Annotated in this window: 17 protein-coding genes; 14 read left to right on the forward strand and 3 right to left on the reverse strand. The window is 67.8% G+C overall.

Features of this window, described 5'->3' with window-relative positions:
• Positions 1 to 73 precede the first annotated feature (73 nt).
• Positions 74 to 1,096, forward strand: a complete 1,023-nt coding sequence (locus tag ACFYO1_RS09335) for a heme o synthase (protein ID WP_387228722.1) — start codon at positions 74 to 76, stop codon at positions 1,094 to 1,096.
• Positions 1,097 to 1,144: 48 nt separating this feature from the next.
• Here ACFYO1_RS09335 and ACFYO1_RS09340 read toward each other — a convergent pair whose 3' ends face one another.
• Positions 1,145 to 2,572 carry an FAD-dependent monooxygenase gene (locus ACFYO1_RS09340; RefSeq protein ID WP_387228724.1) on the reverse strand — a complete coding sequence of 476 codons (1,428 nt, stop codon included), beginning with the start codon at positions 2,570 to 2,572 and terminating at the stop codon, positions 1,145 to 1,147.
• 90 nt (positions 2,573 to 2,662) lie between these two features.
• Here ACFYO1_RS09340 and ACFYO1_RS09345 point away from each other — a divergent pair, with 90 nt between their 5' ends.
• Positions 2,663 to 3,259: a TetR/AcrR family transcriptional regulator gene (locus ACFYO1_RS09345; protein WP_387228726.1), complete on the forward strand. Its 597-nt coding sequence runs from the start codon at positions 2,663 to 2,665 to the stop codon at positions 3,257 to 3,259.
• A 159-nt stretch (positions 3,260 to 3,418) separates the two neighbouring features.
• Here the strand turns inward: ACFYO1_RS09345 and ACFYO1_RS09350 are convergent, their stop codons facing one another.
• Positions 3,419 to 4,384: a quinone oxidoreductase family protein gene (locus ACFYO1_RS09350; RefSeq protein WP_387228728.1), complete on the reverse strand. Its 966-nt coding sequence runs from the start codon at positions 4,382 to 4,384 to the stop codon at positions 3,419 to 3,421.
• 61 nt (positions 4,385 to 4,445) lie between these two features.
• Between ACFYO1_RS09350 and ACFYO1_RS09355 the strand changes: the two genes are divergently transcribed.
• The 4 genes from ACFYO1_RS09355 (at position 4,446) to ACFYO1_RS09370 (ending at position 7,363) form a co-directional block, all read left to right on the forward strand.
• Entirely contained in the window at positions 4,446 to 4,796 is a 351-nt protein-coding gene (locus tag ACFYO1_RS09355) for a hypothetical protein (RefSeq protein WP_378721338.1), read from the forward strand.
• 3 nt (positions 4,797 to 4,799) lie between these two features.
• Positions 4,800 to 5,576: a transporter substrate-binding domain-containing protein gene (locus ACFYO1_RS09360; protein ID WP_387228730.1), complete on the forward strand. Its 777-nt coding sequence runs from the start codon at positions 4,800 to 4,802 to the stop codon at positions 5,574 to 5,576.
• Between the two features lie 104 nt (positions 5,577 to 5,680).
• Positions 5,681 to 5,896 (forward strand): hypothetical protein, encoded by a 216-nt coding sequence (locus ACFYO1_RS09365; protein WP_378983628.1) that lies wholly within the window; start codon positions 5,681 to 5,683, stop codon positions 5,894 to 5,896.
• A gap of 9 nt (positions 5,897 to 5,905) precedes the next feature.
• On the forward strand, positions 5,906 to 7,363 hold the full coding sequence (locus ACFYO1_RS09370) for a flotillin family protein (RefSeq protein WP_387228732.1): 1,458 nt from the start codon (positions 5,906 to 5,908) through the stop codon (positions 7,361 to 7,363).
• 62 nt (positions 7,364 to 7,425) lie between these two features.
• On the opposite strand, the gene ACFYO1_RS09375 is transcribed toward ACFYO1_RS09370, so the two are convergent.
• Positions 7,426 to 8,337: a 2-hydroxyacid dehydrogenase gene (locus ACFYO1_RS09375; RefSeq protein ID WP_387228734.1), complete on the reverse strand. Its 912-nt coding sequence runs from the start codon at positions 8,335 to 8,337 to the stop codon at positions 7,426 to 7,428.
• Positions 8,338 to 8,533: 196 nt separating this feature from the next.
• On the opposite strand from ACFYO1_RS09375, the gene ACFYO1_RS09380 reads away from it, so the two are divergent.
• From ACFYO1_RS09380 to ACFYO1_RS09415, 8 genes are read left to right on the forward strand one after another with little or no spacing between them, the layout of a single operon-like run.
• The gene (locus ACFYO1_RS09380) at positions 8,534 to 9,367 is read left to right on the forward strand and encodes an MlaE family ABC transporter permease (protein WP_387228737.1); all 834 of its coding nucleotides are present in this window, start codon (positions 8,534 to 8,536) and stop codon (positions 9,365 to 9,367) included.
• A complete protein-coding gene (locus ACFYO1_RS09385) occupies positions 9,367 to 10,236 on the forward strand; it encodes an MlaE family ABC transporter permease (protein ID WP_387228738.1) in 870 nt (289 codons plus the stop codon). Before ACFYO1_RS09380 ends, ACFYO1_RS09385 begins: the two co-directional genes overlap by 1 nt.
• Before the next feature lie 3 nt (positions 10,237 to 10,239).
• The gene (locus tag ACFYO1_RS09390) at positions 10,240 to 11,268 is read left to right on the forward strand and encodes an MlaD family protein (RefSeq protein ID WP_387228740.1); all 1,029 of its coding nucleotides are present in this window, start codon (positions 10,240 to 10,242) and stop codon (positions 11,266 to 11,268) included.
• Entirely contained in the window at positions 11,265 to 12,272 is a 1,008-nt protein-coding gene (locus ACFYO1_RS09395; protein ID WP_387228742.1) for an MlaD family protein, read from the forward strand. The genes ACFYO1_RS09390 and ACFYO1_RS09395 overlap by 4 nt, the downstream gene beginning before the upstream one ends.
• Positions 12,269 to 13,315, forward strand: a complete 1,047-nt coding sequence (locus ACFYO1_RS09400; RefSeq protein ID WP_387228744.1) for an MlaD family protein — start codon at positions 12,269 to 12,271, stop codon at positions 13,313 to 13,315. The genes ACFYO1_RS09395 and ACFYO1_RS09400 overlap by 4 nt, the downstream gene beginning before the upstream one ends.
• Complete coding sequence (locus ACFYO1_RS09405) at positions 13,315 to 14,364, forward strand: MCE family protein (RefSeq protein WP_387231797.1); 1,050 nt, start codon at positions 13,315 to 13,317, stop codon at positions 14,362 to 14,364. Before ACFYO1_RS09400 ends, ACFYO1_RS09405 begins: the two co-directional genes overlap by 1 nt.
• The gene (locus ACFYO1_RS09410; protein WP_387228746.1) at positions 14,361 to 15,377 is read left to right on the forward strand and encodes an MlaD family protein; all 1,017 of its coding nucleotides are present in this window, start codon (positions 14,361 to 14,363) and stop codon (positions 15,375 to 15,377) included. Before ACFYO1_RS09405 ends, ACFYO1_RS09410 begins: the two co-directional genes overlap by 4 nt.
• The gene (locus ACFYO1_RS09415; RefSeq protein ID WP_387228748.1) at positions 15,374 to 16,318 is read left to right on the forward strand and encodes an MlaD family protein; all 945 of its coding nucleotides are present in this window, start codon (positions 15,374 to 15,376) and stop codon (positions 16,316 to 16,318) included. The genes ACFYO1_RS09410 and ACFYO1_RS09415 overlap by 4 nt, the downstream gene beginning before the upstream one ends.
• Positions 16,319 to 16,327 lie beyond the last annotated feature (9 nt).

Raw genomic sequence — 16,327 nt, forward strand, 5'->3', positions numbered from 1 at the left:
AGGGGCGCCGAGGCGGGCGAAGGTCCAGCTCTCGCGCATCCAGGTCGGCGGGACCGAGCGTGCTGCTTGGTCCATGCCGGATGCGATGCACAGCGTGCGAGGAGAAACAGTGCGGATTGGGCAACAGCCGGGTGGCAATGGCGCGCACGGCTCCGCTCCGACGGCGCTGGCCGACCGGTTCGCGGGTCCGGGCCTGCCGTCTCGATTCACCCGGCGGGTGCTCGCGTATATCGCGCTCACCAAGCCGCGGGTGATCGAACTGCTGCTGGTGGCGACGATTCCGACGATGCTGCTCGCCGACCGCGGGCACATCGACATCCGGCTCATCCTGGTCACCCTCTTCGGCGGCTGGATGGGCGCGGCCAGCGCGAACACCCTGAACTGCGTCGCCGACGCCGATATCGACAAGGTGATGAAGCGGACCGCGAAGCGCCCGCTGGCCAGGGAGGCGGTGCCGACCTCGCACGCCTTCGTGTTCGGTGTGCTGCTCGGCCTGGCCTCGTTCGCCTGGCTGTGGTGGCAGGCGAACCTGCTCAGCGGCGTGCTCGTGGTCGCGACGATCCTGTTCTACGTCTTCGTCTACACCCTCGGCCTCAAGCGCCGCACCTCGCAGAACGTGGTGTGGGGCGGCGCGGCGGGCTGCATGCCCGCGCTGGTCGGCTGGTCCGCGGCGACCGGCGGCATCGGCTGGCCGGCCATCGCGCTGTTCGGCGTCATCTTCTTCTGGACGCCGCCGCACACCTGGGCGCTGGCCATGCGCTACAAGGAGGACTACCGCGCGGCCGGCGTGCCGATGCTGCCGGTGGTGGCGACCGAGCAGGCGGTGACCAAGCAGATCGTCATCTACACCTGGCTCACCGTGCTCACCACGCTCGCCCTGGTCCCGGCGACCGGTGTGGTGTACGCGGCCGTGGCGCTGGTGGCCGGAGCGTGGTTCCTGCTCATGGCGCACCAGCTGTACTCGGGCGTGCGGCGTGGCGAGTCGGTGAAGCCGCTGCGCTTGTTCCTGCAATCGAACAACTATCTCGCCGTGGTGTTCTGCGGCCTCGCGGTGGATTCCGTGCTCGGCTGGGACACCATCGGCAGCTGGTTCTGAGCAGACCGATTCGGGTCGCGCGCGGCAGGACGAGATGTGTGCGCCAGGTCAGACGCGGTGACCGAGGTAGCCGTCGGGGCGGATCCGGACGCGAGTGCCGGGGTGGGCGGCATAGGCGGCGAATGCGTGGCCCTCGACATCGATGAGGTGCCGTTCGGACGCCGCGGCGCCGCGGCGGACTATCGCGTAGACCTGCGCATCCGGTTCGACGGGAAGGTCACCGGTCTCGCCGAAGCACAGCACGGTCGCGTGTGGACCGCGGAACAGGTCGAACAAGCGAATCGGGTTGCCTGCCATGTCTTTCAGGGGCGCGTCGGGTGCCCGATCGCCAGGGACCAGCGCGCCGTGGTCGGCTGGGTCGCGGTAGCTGATGTCGAGTTGCTGGGTTTCCGGGCCGCGTTCCATCGCGTCGTCGTCGCCGTCGACCAGCTTGTCCAGCAAGGCGGAACTGACGCCGAGCACGCGCGCGGCGACGGTCCGGCGCTCGGATTCGTAGCTGTCCAATAGTGATTCGTCGCCGTCGAGCGCGGCGGCCAGCTTCCAGCCGAGGTTGTAGGCGTCCTGGATGCCGGTGTTCATGCCCTGCCCGCCGGTCGGCGGATGCACGTGCGCGGCATCGCCGGCCAGGAAGACGCGTCCGTCGCGGAACCGTTCGGCCAGCCGGACATTCGGCCGCCAGACGGTAACCCAGGTCAGCTCGGTCAGCGTGAGATCGGTGCGGCCGGAGTAGCGGTCGGCGTACTCCTGCAGGACCGCGAGGGTCGGCTCGGCGTCACCGGCCAGCGGGGCGGCGAACTGGAACTGCCGCCCACCGGGCAAGGGGGACAGGGCGATTCCCTCCATCGGCCGATCGGCCCCGGCGAACCAGTAACCGAACTCGTGATCGAGGACGTCGGCCCGCACATCACCGAGCAGCATCCGCAGCGATTCGTCGGTGCTCCCCTCGAACGCGATGCCGAGCCGCTTGCGCACGGTGCTGCGCCCGCCGTCCGCGCCGACCAGGTAGTCGGTGCGCACGGTCTCTTCCGCTTCGCCGCTGCGCAAGGTCGCGGTGACTCCGGTCGCGTCCTGTTCGAAGCCGACCAGCGCCGTGCCGAGTTCGACCCGCACACCGAATTCCGCGAGCCGCTTGCACAGGATCGCCTCGGTCCCGGACTGCCCGAGCACCCACGGATTCGGGTAGGGGAGCGCGGGCGTCGGCTCGACCGGCTCCCACATCCGGCGCTCGCCGACGAACTCGCCGCCGAGGTAGGCCCGCATGATCGGCGTCGGAATGCCCGCGGCCAGCACCGCGTCCAGCACGCCGAGGTCGTCGAACACCTCCAGGGTGCGCGGCTGGATGCCGTCGCCGCGCGAGCCCGCGAAGAACTCGGTGGCCTGATCGATGATCCGCACCGGGATATCCCGGCGGGCCAGATCGAGGGCGAGGGTGAGGCCGGTGGGCCCGGCACCGGCGACGAGTACCTGGTTTCGCATGATTTCTCCTATATGAATACAAATTCACTGAATTTTGATTCAGTATTGGAGTTGGTACCTTCCCTGTCAAGGAGGTGGGCGCAGGTGTCGATGAGTCGCAAAGAGAAGTCGGCCGAGACCGAGCTCGCGCTGAAGACGGCGGCCCTACGGCTGTTCGCGGAGCGCGGCTACCTGAACACCAAGATCGCCGACATCACGACCGCGGCCAACCGCGCGGCCGGGTCGTTCTACAACCATTTCGCCGGCAAGGAAGAACTACTCCAGGCCTTGCTGAACGATGTCGCCGCAGCCGGTGATGTGACCGCGGAGGGTCCGGACCACAACCCCGACTTCACCGATCCGGCGGCCATCCGCTTCCACGTCGAGGGCTACTGGATCGCGGCCCGCCAGCACTGGGCGGTATTCCGATCGATCCAGCAGGCAGCCCTGGTCAACGATGAATTCGCCAGACAGGCAGGGCAGTTCGCGATCCAGCAGCGGCGCGACATCGCCGATCACCTCGACCAGTTCGGCCCGCGCGGACTCACGCTGCCGACCACTCCGGACGCGAGCTTGGCGATGATGTTCCTGCTGACCACGAGCATGGTGCAGGCCGTCGAAGAAGGCACCGTCGAGCTGACCGACAAACAAGCGGTAGAAGCGTTGACCCGCTTCATCTATCGCGGTCTCACCGGCCTGGACTGCTGACCCGCGCGTGCTGGATGACGTCGAGCGCCGGTACATCGGCCTCGGACAGAAAGCATCCCGCAACATGCTGCTGGACATTTGATCAGGGGGAACTGGTGTCGGTGGCTTCTCGGGCGATACCTGCACCAGTTCCTAGTGATCAGTTGACCAGGTTCAGGGTCAGGGGATCAGGACGATGGAGCCGGTGGTTTTGCGGGCTTCCAGGTCGCGGTGGGCTTGTTCGGCCTCGGCGAGGGGGTAGGTCGCGCCGATCCGGATGCGCAGGGTGCCGTTGGCGATGGCGTTGAAGGTATCTGTTGCGCGCCAGACCAATTCGTCTCGGTCGCGGGTGTAGAACGCGAGGCTGGGGCGGGTGACGAAGAGGGAGCCCGCGCCGTTGAGGCGTTGCAGGTCGAACGGGGGGACCGGGCCGCTGGCCGCGCCGAACAGGGCGAGCATGCCGCGCACGCGCAGGGCGGCGAGGCTGGCTTCGAAGGTGGCCGCGCCGACTCCGTCGTAGACCGCGGCGACGCCGGTACCACCGGTCAGCGCCCGGACCTGATCCGCGAGATCGTCGTCGTAGCGCAGCACCTCGGCGGCGCCGGCCTCGCGGGACAGCTTCTCCTTCGCGTCCGAGGACACCGTGGTGATCACCCGGGCGCCGCGCGCCGCGGCGAGCTGGGTCAGGATCAGCCCGACGCCGCCCGCGCCCGCGTGCACCAGGACGGACTCGCCGGGCTGCGGGGTATAGATCGATTCGATCAGGTAGTGCGCGGTCATGCCCTGGAGCAGCGCGGACGCGGCGACCGCCGGCTCGACCCCGTCGGGGACCTTGATCGCGACATCCGCGTTCACCGCGACCCGCTCGGCATAACTACCTGGTGCGGCAGCCCACGCGACCCGGTCGCCGACGGCGAACTCGCTGACGTTCGCGCCGATCTCGGCGATCACCCCGCTCGCCTCGGAGCCGGGCACATACGGCACCGCCTGCGGGTAACGCCCGGTCCGGATGTAGGTGTCGATGTAGTTGATGCCGATCGCCTGCACATCGACGAGCACCTGATCCGGGCCGATCTGCGGATCGGGCACCTCGACGTAGCTCAGCACTTCGGGACCGCCGTGTTCGGACACCTGGATCGCACGCATGAGATCTGTTCTACACCGACAGATGCTGGACGGTTCCCTACTGGTCGGTAAACTTCCTGCCATGAGTGCTCAAGCCGCCACGGCGCCAGTGAAGTTGTCGGGCGCCCTCGTGGAGTCCGTCAAGGGGTTCGTCGCCGATCACGATGGTTCGGCCACCGCCGTGTTGCAGCCGGTCGGCCGGGCCGGGGTCCGGGTGACGCTGGTCGGCGCCGACGGCATCCTCGGCGACCGGATGGTCGCCGACCTGGCGACCGCGAAGGAACTCGTCGCCACCGTCGACGGCCTGACCGAGGCCGACGAGTGGGACCGCGAGCTCACCTCCATCGTCACCCCGCGCAAGTCGCACTGGGCCAAGATGGCGGGCTGGGTCGCCCACCAGAAGCGGTTCCCCAAGGCGCGCAACGAGAGCTGAGCGATGCGCGGAACGCGACTGCTCAGCGCGCTGCTGCTGGCCGGGACAGTCCTTGTCGCACCGGCGATCCCGGCCGGCGCCGAGCCGAATGCCCTGCGCGTGTGCACGCCGGGGGACTATCCGCCGTATTCGGTCGCCGCGGGCGGATACCGCGGCGTGGACATCGATCTGGCCCGCGGGTTCGCCGACGTACTGCGGCGGCCGGTCGAATTCGTCCCGGTCACCTGGGCGACGCTGAAGACGGATTTCGCTGAGCGGCAGTGCGATATCGCCGTCGGCGGCATCTCCGATTCGCCAGCCCGCCGCGCCTTCGCCGACTTCTCGATCATCTACGGCACCGACGGCAAGACGCCGATCACCCGGCGCGGCAACGAGTCCGACTACTCGACGATCGAGCAGATCAACCGCCCCGAGGTGCGGGTGATCGCGAATCGCGGTGGCACCAACGAGGAGTTCGCCCGCAAGAACTTTCCGGACGCTCAGCTCACCCTCTGGCCGGAGAATCTCACCATCTTCGACGAGGTCGAACAGGGCCGCGCCGACGTCTTCGTCACCGACGGCGTCGAGGGCCGCTACCGTGTTCGTCAGCATCCCGGTCTCCAGGTGCTGCACCCGGACAAGCCGTTCGACTCGTTCGGCAAGGTGCTGCTGGTGCGCAAGGACGATCCGGTCCTGTCCACCGCCCTGAACGCCTGGCTGGCAACGCAACTCGCCACCGGTGGCGTGGACCGCCTGTTCGATCAGTGGATCGGGCCGAACGCGACCGTCCCGGCCGGCTGAGACGTCCGGGGGGTGGGGTCGCCGCCCGTATGGTTTTCGTAAAGATGCTTGCGGCAGGGGATTCGACGGGGTCACCGTGAAGGGTCGAACCGTAGGGGTCGGAGGTGTCGGTGGCGACGGACGTGATCGGTAAGGTCGCGCGCGTAACCGCGGCGATTCGACCGGACCATCTCGGTGAGGTGGTGATCGAGGTGCGGGCGGGGACCGAACGATTCCTGGCGCGGGCCGCGGACGGGGAGACAACCATTCCGAAGCACACCCAGGTCCTCGTGATCGGGAGCCTGGGTGGTCGCACGGTCGAAGTCACTCCCTTGAAATGAAGGTGCATCATGGACGTCCAACTTTTGGTCGTCATCGGGATCGTCGTCGCTCTCATTCTGCTGGCCGTGCTGTTCCGCCTGTCCTGGCGGGTCGCGGAACCCGATGAGGCCCTGATCATTTCGGGGTTCCGGGCGGGCGAGGGACCATCGGGCGTCGGCGAGAGCATGGGATTCCGGATCGTCACCGGCCGCGGCTGCTTCGTCATGCCCGGCCTGACGAAGGTGCGCTTCATCTCGCTGGAGGCACACGAGAGCCAGATCCTGGTGCCGTGCGTGAGCCAGCAGAAGATCAACCTGCAGCTGGGCGGCGTGGTGGTCTACAAGATCGGCGACGACTACCGGTCCATCGCCAACGCCGCGCGCCGCTTCCTGGATCGGCCCGCCGAGGAGCTGGAAACCAAGGTGCAGAACGTGTTCGTCGGGCATCTGCGGGCGATCGCGGGTTCGATGACCGTCGAGGACATGATCAGCGATCAGGACAAGTTCTCCGAGCAGGTGCGCGACCGCTGCTCGCAGGAGATGGAGTCCTTCGGCCTGGTGATCGACAGCTTCCAGATCCAGTCGATCGCCAGCGGCTCCAATTACATTGCCAACCTTGCTATTCCGCATCAGGCGGCGGTCGAGCAGCAGGCGCGGATCGCGCGGGCCAACGCCGACCGGGAGGCCATCGAGCAGGAGCAGGCGGCGCAGCGGCAGATCGCGCTCGCGATGCGCGACACCCAGATCAAAAAGGCGGAGTACCAGGCCGAGATCGACAGCGCGAGTCAGGAAGCCGCGCAACAGGGTCCGCTCGCGGAGGCCACCGCGCGCCAGGCCGTGGTCGAGGTGGCGACGAAGGTCTCCCAGCTCGAGGCGCAGCAGATGGAGCAGCAGTTGCAGGTGGACGTGCGCAAGCCCGCGGACGCGGAGGCCTACCGGCAGACCACCCTCGCGACCGCCGGCCGCGACGCGCGGATCAGTCAGGCCGAGGCCGACGCCCAGGAGACCCGGCTGCGCGCGGAAGCCGCTGCGGCACAGACGAAGATGCAGGCACTGGCGGAAGCAGAGGCGATCAAGCTGCGGGCGGCGGCGCAGGCCGACGCCACCCGGCTGGCCGGTCAGGCCGAGGCGGACGCGATCAAGGCCCGCGGCTTGGCCGAGGCCGACGCGGTCCGTGCGCACATGGCGGCGGAGGCGGCGGGCATCCAGCTGCGCTCGGAGGCGATGAGTCAGAACCAGGAGGCGGTGATCGCCCAGCAGATCGCCGAGAAGCTGCCGCAGATCGTCGCCGCGGCCGCGGCACCGTTCGAGCACATCGACAAGTTCACCGTGCTCAACGGCGCCCAGGGGGTGACCTCGGCGCTGGCCGAGATCATTCAGCAGGCCGGCGCGCTCACCTCGATGGCGCGCGAATCATTGCTCCCGGCAATGACTTCCGGCGTCGAATCGGCGACGAACGGCCACGCCGGCGCGGAGCTGCCGAAGTGAATCGGCGCCGGCGCGGCGCTGTCCGCACGGCGTAGTGCGGCCCGAAGCCTGGTGCGCGGTGCTCAATATTCGCCCCGCACCAGGTTTTTCGGCTCCTCGCCGGCGAGGAAGCGGATGATCTCCGCGCGGACCACGGCATAGCCGCGTTCGAAGCTGCCGGTGCTGTTGCCGCCGACGTGCGGGGTGAGGACCAGGTTCGGCGCGGTCCACAGCGGATGGCCCGGCGGGAGCGGCTCGGGGTCGGTGACGTCCAGCGCGGCCCGCAGGCGACCCGACAGCAGTTCGGCCACCAGGGCGTCGGTGTCGACGATCGGACCGCGGGCGATATTGACCAGAATGGCGTGGTCGTCCATCGCGGCGAGAAACGGCGCGTCCACCAATCCGGTGGTGCGCGAGGTGACCGGGACAGTGAGCACGACGACGTCGTGCCCGGGGATGAGACCGGGTAGTTCGTCGACACCGTGCACCCCGTCGCGGGCCCGGCTGCCGACCAGGGTGACCTCGGTGCCGAATCCGGTGAGTCGCCGGACCAGTTCGGCGGCCAGATCGCCGGCCCCGATGATCAGGATCCGTCGGCCGGCCAGCGTCTCGGTCTGATGGAAGTCCCAGTGCTGTGCGCGCTTGGCATCGGCGAAACTGCCGAGGTCGCGGTAGATATGCAGCAGCACGGCCAGCACCCATTCAGCCGAGCTGCCGCCGTGCGCGCCGCGTCCGGTGGAAAGGCGCACGCCGTCGGGCAACTGACTGATCCAGCCCTCGGCACCGGCGGTCATCGTTTGGACCAGCCGCAGCTTGGTCAGCCGGGACAGGTCGACCGTGTCGGCCCTGGACAGAAACTCGGGTACCAGCACCTCCGCGTGCTCAGCGCCGTCCGGCAGTGCTTCCCTTGCGTGGTAACGCAATAGTTGCGCGCCGTCGATTCCGGACAGCGCCGTCATGCCGTAGTCGTCCGGCACCAGAACAATGACCGCCATGCAGGCCAGGTTAGCCGCCGCGGGATCGGACGCGCAGGCTTGTGCCCGGACATTTTCCGGCAGCTCGGCTCTGCGGAACGCATTTGTCCGCAACTGTCTCAGTCGGTGAGAGGATTGCGTCAAAACGACCGCAGAGTGACATATCAGTCGGTTAAATTGTGCCTCGCCGGGGGGAGCCGGTGGAATCGAGGTAGCAGTGGTCGCAGACAGGGTCGCTAGGGCGTCCGAGCCACTGGTGCGGTGGGGATTCGATCTGGTGCTGAAGAGTCTGCGGACCTTCGGCCGGACACTGCAACTGGCCGCCGCCGCGTTCCGCTTCCTGGTCGGCGACATCGTCGCACTGCGTCATCCGTGGCGGGACACGCTCCAGCAGGGTTGGTTCATCGTCAGCGTCACCGCGATTCCCGCTGTGCTGGTGGCGATTCCGTTCGGCGTGATCGTCTCGGTGCAGGTCGGCAGCCTGACCCAGCAGGTCGGCGCCACCTCGGTGGCCGGCGCGGCGGGCGGGCTCGGCGTGATCCGGCAGGGCGCGCCGATGGTGACCGCACTGCTGCTCGGCGGCGCGGCCGGCTCGGCGATCGCCTCGGATCTCGGCGCGCGCACCATTCGCGAGGAGGTAGACGCGTTGCGCACCATGGGAATCGATCCGGTGCGGCGGCTGGTCGCGCCGCGGCTGGCGGCGATGATCGTGCTGACGCCGCTGCTGTGCCTGCTGGTCATCTTCATGGGCGTGTTCACCGGCTACGTGGTGGCGGTGGGCTTCCAAGGGGTGACGCCGGGCAGCTACCTGTCCTCGTTCGCGGCCTTCGCCACCATGGCCGACCTCGCGGTGGCGATCGCCAAATCGGTCGTCTTCGGCGTGATCGTGCTCATCGTGGCCTGTCAGCGCGGGCTGGAGGCGACGCATGGGCCGAAGGGCGTCGCGAACGCGGTGAACGCGGCCGTGGTGATCGGGGTGATCGCCGCGTTCGGCGTGAATCTCGTTATCACCCAGCTGGTTTCGATGTTCCTGCCGCAGAAGGTGGGCTGATGACCGAGATACCCGCCCAGTACCGGCCGTTCGGCCGCGCGGGCCGCCTCGTCGAGCGGGGGGCCCGCGGCCCGCTGACCCTGTTCGAATCGCTCGGCCACCAACTGACTTTCGTGATCCAGGTGCTCGCCGCGGTGCCGCACACGCTGCGCGCGTACCGCCGCCAGACCATGCTGATCCTCACCGACATCACCTGGGGCAGTGGCAATATCATCGTCGGCGGCGGCACGGTCGCGGTGCTGGTCTTCCTCGGCGTCGCGGTCGGCGGCTCGATCGGCGTGGAGGGTTTCACCGCGCTGAACATGGTCGGCATGGGCCCGCTCACCGGATTCGTCTCCGCTTACGCGAACACCAGGGAGATGGCGCCGATGGTCGCCGCGATCGGATTCGCGGCGCAGGCCGGCTGCCGGATGACCGCGGAGATCGGCGCGATGCGCATCTCCGAGGAGATCGACGCGCTGGAAGCCATTGGTATCCGGCCGATTCCGTTCGTGGTGACCACCAGGGTGATCGCCGGCCTGATCACCATCGTCCCGCTCTATCTGCTCACGCTGATCCTCAGCTACCTGTCCTGCGCGGTGGTCGTCAACGTGCTGCACGGCCAGTCCTCGGGCACCTACTACCACTACTTCGACGCGTTCCTGCAACCCGGCGACGTGATCGCGTCGCTGATCAAGGCGAGCGTGTTCGTGGTGATGATCATCCTGATCCATGGCTACCAAGGGTTTTACGCGACCGGCGGCCCCGAGGGGGTCGGCCGCGCGTCGGGCCGGGCCATCCGCGCCAGCCTGGTCCTGGTGGTGATCGCGGACATGATCATGACGATCGTCTTCTGGGGTCTCGATGTCGGAATCAAGATTTCGGGGTGACGCGTGCCGATATTCGTTGATCATTCAGGGCGTGCCGCCGGACGGTGGATGCTGCGGCTGCGCGGGCTGGTCGTCGCGGCCGTCATCCTGGTGGTGGCCGTGTTCACCACGCAGTACGCGCAGGGGAAGTTCGCCGGCCAGTTCACCCTGACCATCGACGCGGCCACCCTCGGCGAGGGGCTCGCGCCGGGCGCGGAGGTGAAGTTCCGCGGCTACGGCATCGGCACCGTGCGCACGGTGCAGACCGTCGACTACGGGCACCAGCGCATCGTGCTGGCGTTGGATCGCGCGCAGGCCGCCGCGCTCACCGACGACGTGTCGGCGCGGTTCACCTCGTCGAACATCTTCGGTTCCAGCGCAATCGAATTGGTGAACACCGGGCACGGCGGGCGGCTGCCGGAGAACACCACGCTGTCCATCGGGGCCAACGCGAGCAACGCGACCGTGTCGAGCGTGTTCCGCCGGGCGGCGCGGCTGACCCAGGTGCTCGATTCCGACACCGTGCGGGCGCTGTTCGATCTGCTGCTGGACAACACCGCTTCGCTCGGTCCCGCGGTGCAGTCGTTCTTCGCCACCGCCAGGGTGCTCGCCATGAATCAGCGTGCGCCGCTGGCGCATTACCTGGATATCGGCGCGGACGTCAGCACAGGCGTCGCGCAGACGACACCGCCGGTGGTCGACGTGATCCTCGGCGTGCTCGACAACAGCGAGTACTTCGGCTCGGCCGAGAACCGGGAGCGGACAAAGCATTCGCTGTCCACCTTGGACACCGCGCTGCTGCTGCCGGTCACCGATCTCTTGCGCCGGGACAACCCCGATCTGGCGGTCATTCTGGGCGGCGTGCTGGATCTGGTGGTGCCGATCAGCGCGTCCATCGGCACCGTCGCGCCCGCGTACAACCGGCTGCCCGCCTTGCTCGCCCGGATCGACAGCGTGTTCCCGGTGGTCGACGGCCGGGTGCAGCTCCAGCTCGAGGTGATCGTGAAAAACATGCCGTATCTGGCCGATTCGATCATCGGGGTGCCGCGATGAACAGTGTGACCGGCGCGGCCGTCAAGCTCGGCGTCTTCGTCGCGATCGTCGCGGTGTGCTCGGCTTTCATCGTGGCCGCGCTGAATACGCCGGTGCCGGAGGACAAGGTCTCCTACGACGCGGTCTTCACCGATATCTCGGGGCTCTACACCGGAGACGTGGTGCGGATGTCCGGTGTCGCGGTCGGGAAGGTCGACAACGTGGCACTGGACGGTCCGCGGGCCCGGGTGCGGTTCACCGTCGACCGGCAGCGTCCGGTGTTCGACAACACCGAAGCCGCTGTGCGATACCAGGATCTGATCGGGCAGCGCTACATCGAGTTGATCACTCCGAAGACCGGCGGGGTGCGGCTCGGCGCGGGCGCCACCATTCCGGTGGAACGCACCATCCCGAGTTTCGATGTGTCCAAGCTGTTCAACGGTTTCAAGCCGCTGTTCGAGACGCTGGATACCGCGCAGCTCAACCAGTTCGGCACCAACATCCTGCGGGTGTTGCAGGGCGACGGCAGTGGCATCGGGCCCGCGCTGGCCGATCTGGACCGGCTCACCGAGCACGCCAAGAGCAGCGAGGCGGTGGTCGTGCTGCTGATCCACAACCTGGGCGAGATCTCCCGGTCGATCGGCGGAAAGTCCGCGGCGGTAGGCGATCTGGTCAAACAGCTGAACGGCGTGCTGAGCGCGTTCGGCAGCCGGACCGCGAGCATCATCACCGCCATCGAACAGGCCAACCGCACGCTGGTGCCGCTCATTCCGTTGCTCGAGGAGTTGCAAGGCGCCTACGACCAGAGCTATCTGCCGCTGGACGGGTTGCTGCGCAGGCTGTTGCCGCAGACCGATCAGCTGGTCGAGATCCTCTCGCTGGTGCCGTCGTTGCTCACCGGGCTCAACCAGAACATTCCCGCCGGCGGCGAGGCGAAGACGTATTCCTGCGCGGGCGGGCAACTCGGGCTGCCCGGCATCGGCAATGTCGTGCTCGGCAATCAGAGGCTGGTGGTGTGCAAATGACCGGTGCGGCAAGGCAACTGGCCGGGTTGCCGGTGCGGCTGTTCGGCGAGCTGAAGCAACTGCGCGGCGAGAAGTCGGAATCCTGGTCTCAATTGCGCTGGGGGATCGCGGGAGTGCTGGTGAGCGTGCTCGCGCTGCTGGCCGCCGCGGTGCTCTATGTGGTGCCGTTCGGCGAGCAGTCCTATATCGCCGACTTCCGCAGCTCCGGCGGGGCCCGCACCGGCGACGAAGTGCGGATCGCGGGAATCAAAGTGGGGCAGGTCCGTTCGGTGGAACTGGTCGGCGATCACGTCGAGGTGCGCTTCGGCGTGGACCGCGAGGTGCACGTCGGTGACACCTCGTCGGTGGCGGTGAAGATGCTGACCCCGATCGGCGGGCACTACCTGTCGCTGGCTCCGCAGGGGGAGTCAGCGCTGGGCGGCAAGCACATTCCGCCGGAACGGACGGTCACCCCGTTCGAGCTGACCGACATCATCGACGTCGCCACCCCGGTGCTGAACCAGGTCGACGGCACCACGCTGCGCGGCACCATCGCCGAGGTGAACGCCGCGCTGGCCGGTCAGCCGGACGCGGTGCGCTCGATCATCGGCAACTTCAACGACCTGACCGGCGTGCTGGCCGAGCGGTCGAACCAACTGGACTCTGCGGTGCGGGTGTCCGACGAGTACGTCGGCGCGATCGCCACCGATCGGGCCGTGCTCGCCGACTTCGTGCGGGAGCTCGGCGTCGTCGCGGTGGTGCTCGGGCAGCGCAGGGGCGAGGTTGTCCAGGTCTTCGAGCTGTTGAAGCGGTTCTTCGCGGTTCTGCATCGGCCGCTGCTGGCCTACGGCGATTCGATCGAGCCGTCCGTCGCGGAGTTCGAGGCGCTGTTCAACAAACTCGTGCAGGATCCCGGCCGGCTCGACGCGGTGATCGCGGGGATCAAGGACTTCATCGGGAAGATCTCGGCCATGCTCGGCGCGGACGGGGTGACCATCGACCAGTCCGCCAGCGTGATTCGCGGTCCGGCACTGTGCATTCCGTACGAGGGGAGGGCGTGCTGATGCGGGCTCGGGGCAGAGCGGGTTCGGTGATCGCCGCCGTGGTGGTCACCGTCGCGGTGGTGGTCGGGGTGAGCGGCGCGACCTGGATGGACCGGGTGCGGCCCGCCAAGCAGACCATGTGCGCCGAATTCACCGACACCGTAGGGCTTTACGAAGGCAACACGGTCACCATGCTCGGCGTGGAGATCGGCACCGTCTCCGGCATCGAGGCGCTCGGCGATCGCATGAAGGTGACGATGAGCATCGACGGCAAGCGCGACCTGCCCGCCGATATCAAGGCGGTGACCATGTCCAGCTCGATCGTCACCGACCGGCACGTCGAGCTGACCAAGACCTACACCGGCGGACCGAAATTCGACACGGCGCACTGCATTCCGCTGGAACGCACCAAGACGCCGGTCGGCATCAGCGAGGCGCTGGACGCGCTCGGCAAGCTCTCCGGCGACCTGCTCGGCGGGCAGCAGTCGCCGACGCCGGGTGCGCCCTCGGACGCCCTGCTCGACCAGACGATCTCCGGGGCGGTCCGCTCCCTCGACGGCACCGGTCCGCAGTGGAACGCCCTGCTGCAACGCCTGTCTCAGGTCGTCGGCGATCCGGCGGACCGCGATGTGGTGATCCGCAGACTGGTGGACAACCTCGATCAGCTCACCACCATGTTCATCACCAACTGGCCGGATATGCAGGCGCTGCTGGACAATCTGAAGAACGGTGTCCAATTGGTCGACGGCTTTTCCGCGGAACTGTCCAGGGCGGTCGATCTCGCGCTGCAATTCCTGCCGGTGATCGCCCGCAATGTCGGCAAGTACGACCAGCAGTCCTACGAGTTCCTGGACCGGATCGTGCCGGAGGCGCACCGATACGCGGTGCTGGCGGGCAGCATCGTCGATCTGCTCGTGCAGTTGCCGCCGCTGGCGAATCAGGTGACCCAGGTGTTCGACCCGGCAACCGGCGCCGTGCGGGTGAATTACCGGCCGCCGCACTATGAATCGGCGGACGGCAGTCAGCCGGGCCTGGTCCAGGTGATCCTCGGATCGTTGGGGGCACCGTGAAACGACTGATACCCGCGCTCGCCGCGATGCTGTTGCTGACCGGTTGTGGACTGCGCGCGACCGACGTGCCCATCCCCGGAACGTACCTGGCGGGGGACACCTTCTCGATCCGGATCGAATTCGGTTCGGTGCTGAACCTGCCGGACCGGGCCAAGGTGATCTCCGAGGGGGTCGAGGTCGGCATGCTCGACCGGATCGAGCTGGCCGGGGACACCGCCGTCGCCACCGTCGACCTGAAATCGGATGTGCGACTGCCTAAGTCGGCCACCGCGGAACTGCGCCAGAGCACCATCCTCGGCGACATCCACATCGCATTGCAGGCGCCGCCGAACGCGGGCCCGCCGTTCCTGGTGAACGGCGACGTCATCCCGCGCTCGCGCACCGTGCCCGCCGCGAACGTGGAGGACATCCTGCGGGCGCTGTCGAACATCGTGACCGGCGGGCGTTTCGGCGAAATGCAGGAGCTGGTCTCGAGCGTCAACGCCTCGTTCCCGGCCGATCCGGCGGATCTGTCGCGCATCCTGGCCGGCGGCAAGAACGCGCTGCACGATCTGGCCACGCACGGCGCGGACATCGACCGGATCCTGGCGGCCGCGGCCAGCGTGACGACCACCCTGGAGGCGAACAAGGACAATGTCGACCGCACGCTCACCCTCGGGCCGAGCCGGGCGGCCGGTCTGTCCGACGTGCTGTTCGGCTTGGTTCAGCTGATCATCGACGGCGGCGAATTGGCCAGATATGTAGGCGATCTCGCGTTGCCCCTACGGGGCGACCTGCACGACGTGATCAGCATCCTGGCGCCGGCGGCGCGCACCATCGGGAGCGCGGACACCACGGTCCCGATGAACGTCGACACGATGAACCGGTTGTTGCGCGACAAGCTGATCCCGTTCTTCAGCGCGCCGCCGAACATCCGGGTGCAGCGGGTCGGCGCGGACGCGATCGCCGCCGACGCGTCGGACCGCGCGGACCAGATGATCCACGTACTGCGCTCGATGGGAATGGTCCGATGAAGCTCTCCGGTCCGGTCTCGCTGGCCCTGCTGCTGGTCATGACGGTGGTGTGCGCGGCGTACATGGCCGTCGGCGTGCTCGACATCGATCCGCGCCGCACGACGAATACCGTGACGGTGCTGATGGATTCGTCCGGCGGGCTGATGCAGACCTCCCAGGTCGACCTACGCGGCATGCGGATCGGCAAGGTGCGGGCGATCACCGCCACCGGCACCGGGCTGGCGGTGCGGATCGAGCTGGACGCGAAGTACCGGGTGCCGATCGGCAGCGAGGTGCACGTCAGCAATCTGTCCGCGGCGGGCGAGCAGTTCATGGACTTCCGCCCGACCGGCCTGGCCGGGCCCTATCTCGGCGACGGCAGCGTGATCCCCGCGCACCAGGTGCGCATCGCGACCACGGTCAGCGAGGCGCTGGCCAAGCTGGATGTGCTGAACGCGCAGATCGATCCGGTGAAGATCGAGCAGCTCGCCACCATCCTGTCCCAGGGTTACGCCGGCCGGGAGAAGGAGATCGCCAACCTCACCCGGGCGCTCACCATGACGGCGCGGATGCTGCACGACAAGCGTGACGAGATCACCCGGCTGTATGTGAACAGTCAGGACCTCGCCGAGAACTTCGACGGGTACGGGCCGGTGATCGGCGGCTGGGCCGGCGATTTCACCTCGGTGCTGCCCGAGGTGGTGCACCTGATCAACAGCTTCCAGGGCTATTCCTATGCGGGCGAGCACATCTGGGACGAGCCGCTCGGACCGCTGGTGCAGAAGATCGATCAGTACCTCGCGGTGCTCGGCCCCGATCTCGCGCACATCGCCACCGCGCTGAAGCCGTCCACCAGCGTGCTGAAACCCGTTCGGGTGGACGCGGGTTCGATCATCGACCTGCTGTCGGCCACCTTCCCGGAAAACGGCACCGCCCGCATCACGCTCGACGTTCCGAACTAGAGAGTTGAG

This window comes from Nocardia sp. NPDC006044, from assembly GCF_042871115.1.
Classification (GTDB): domain Bacteria; phylum Actinomycetota; class Actinomycetes; order Mycobacteriales; family Mycobacteriaceae; genus Nocardia.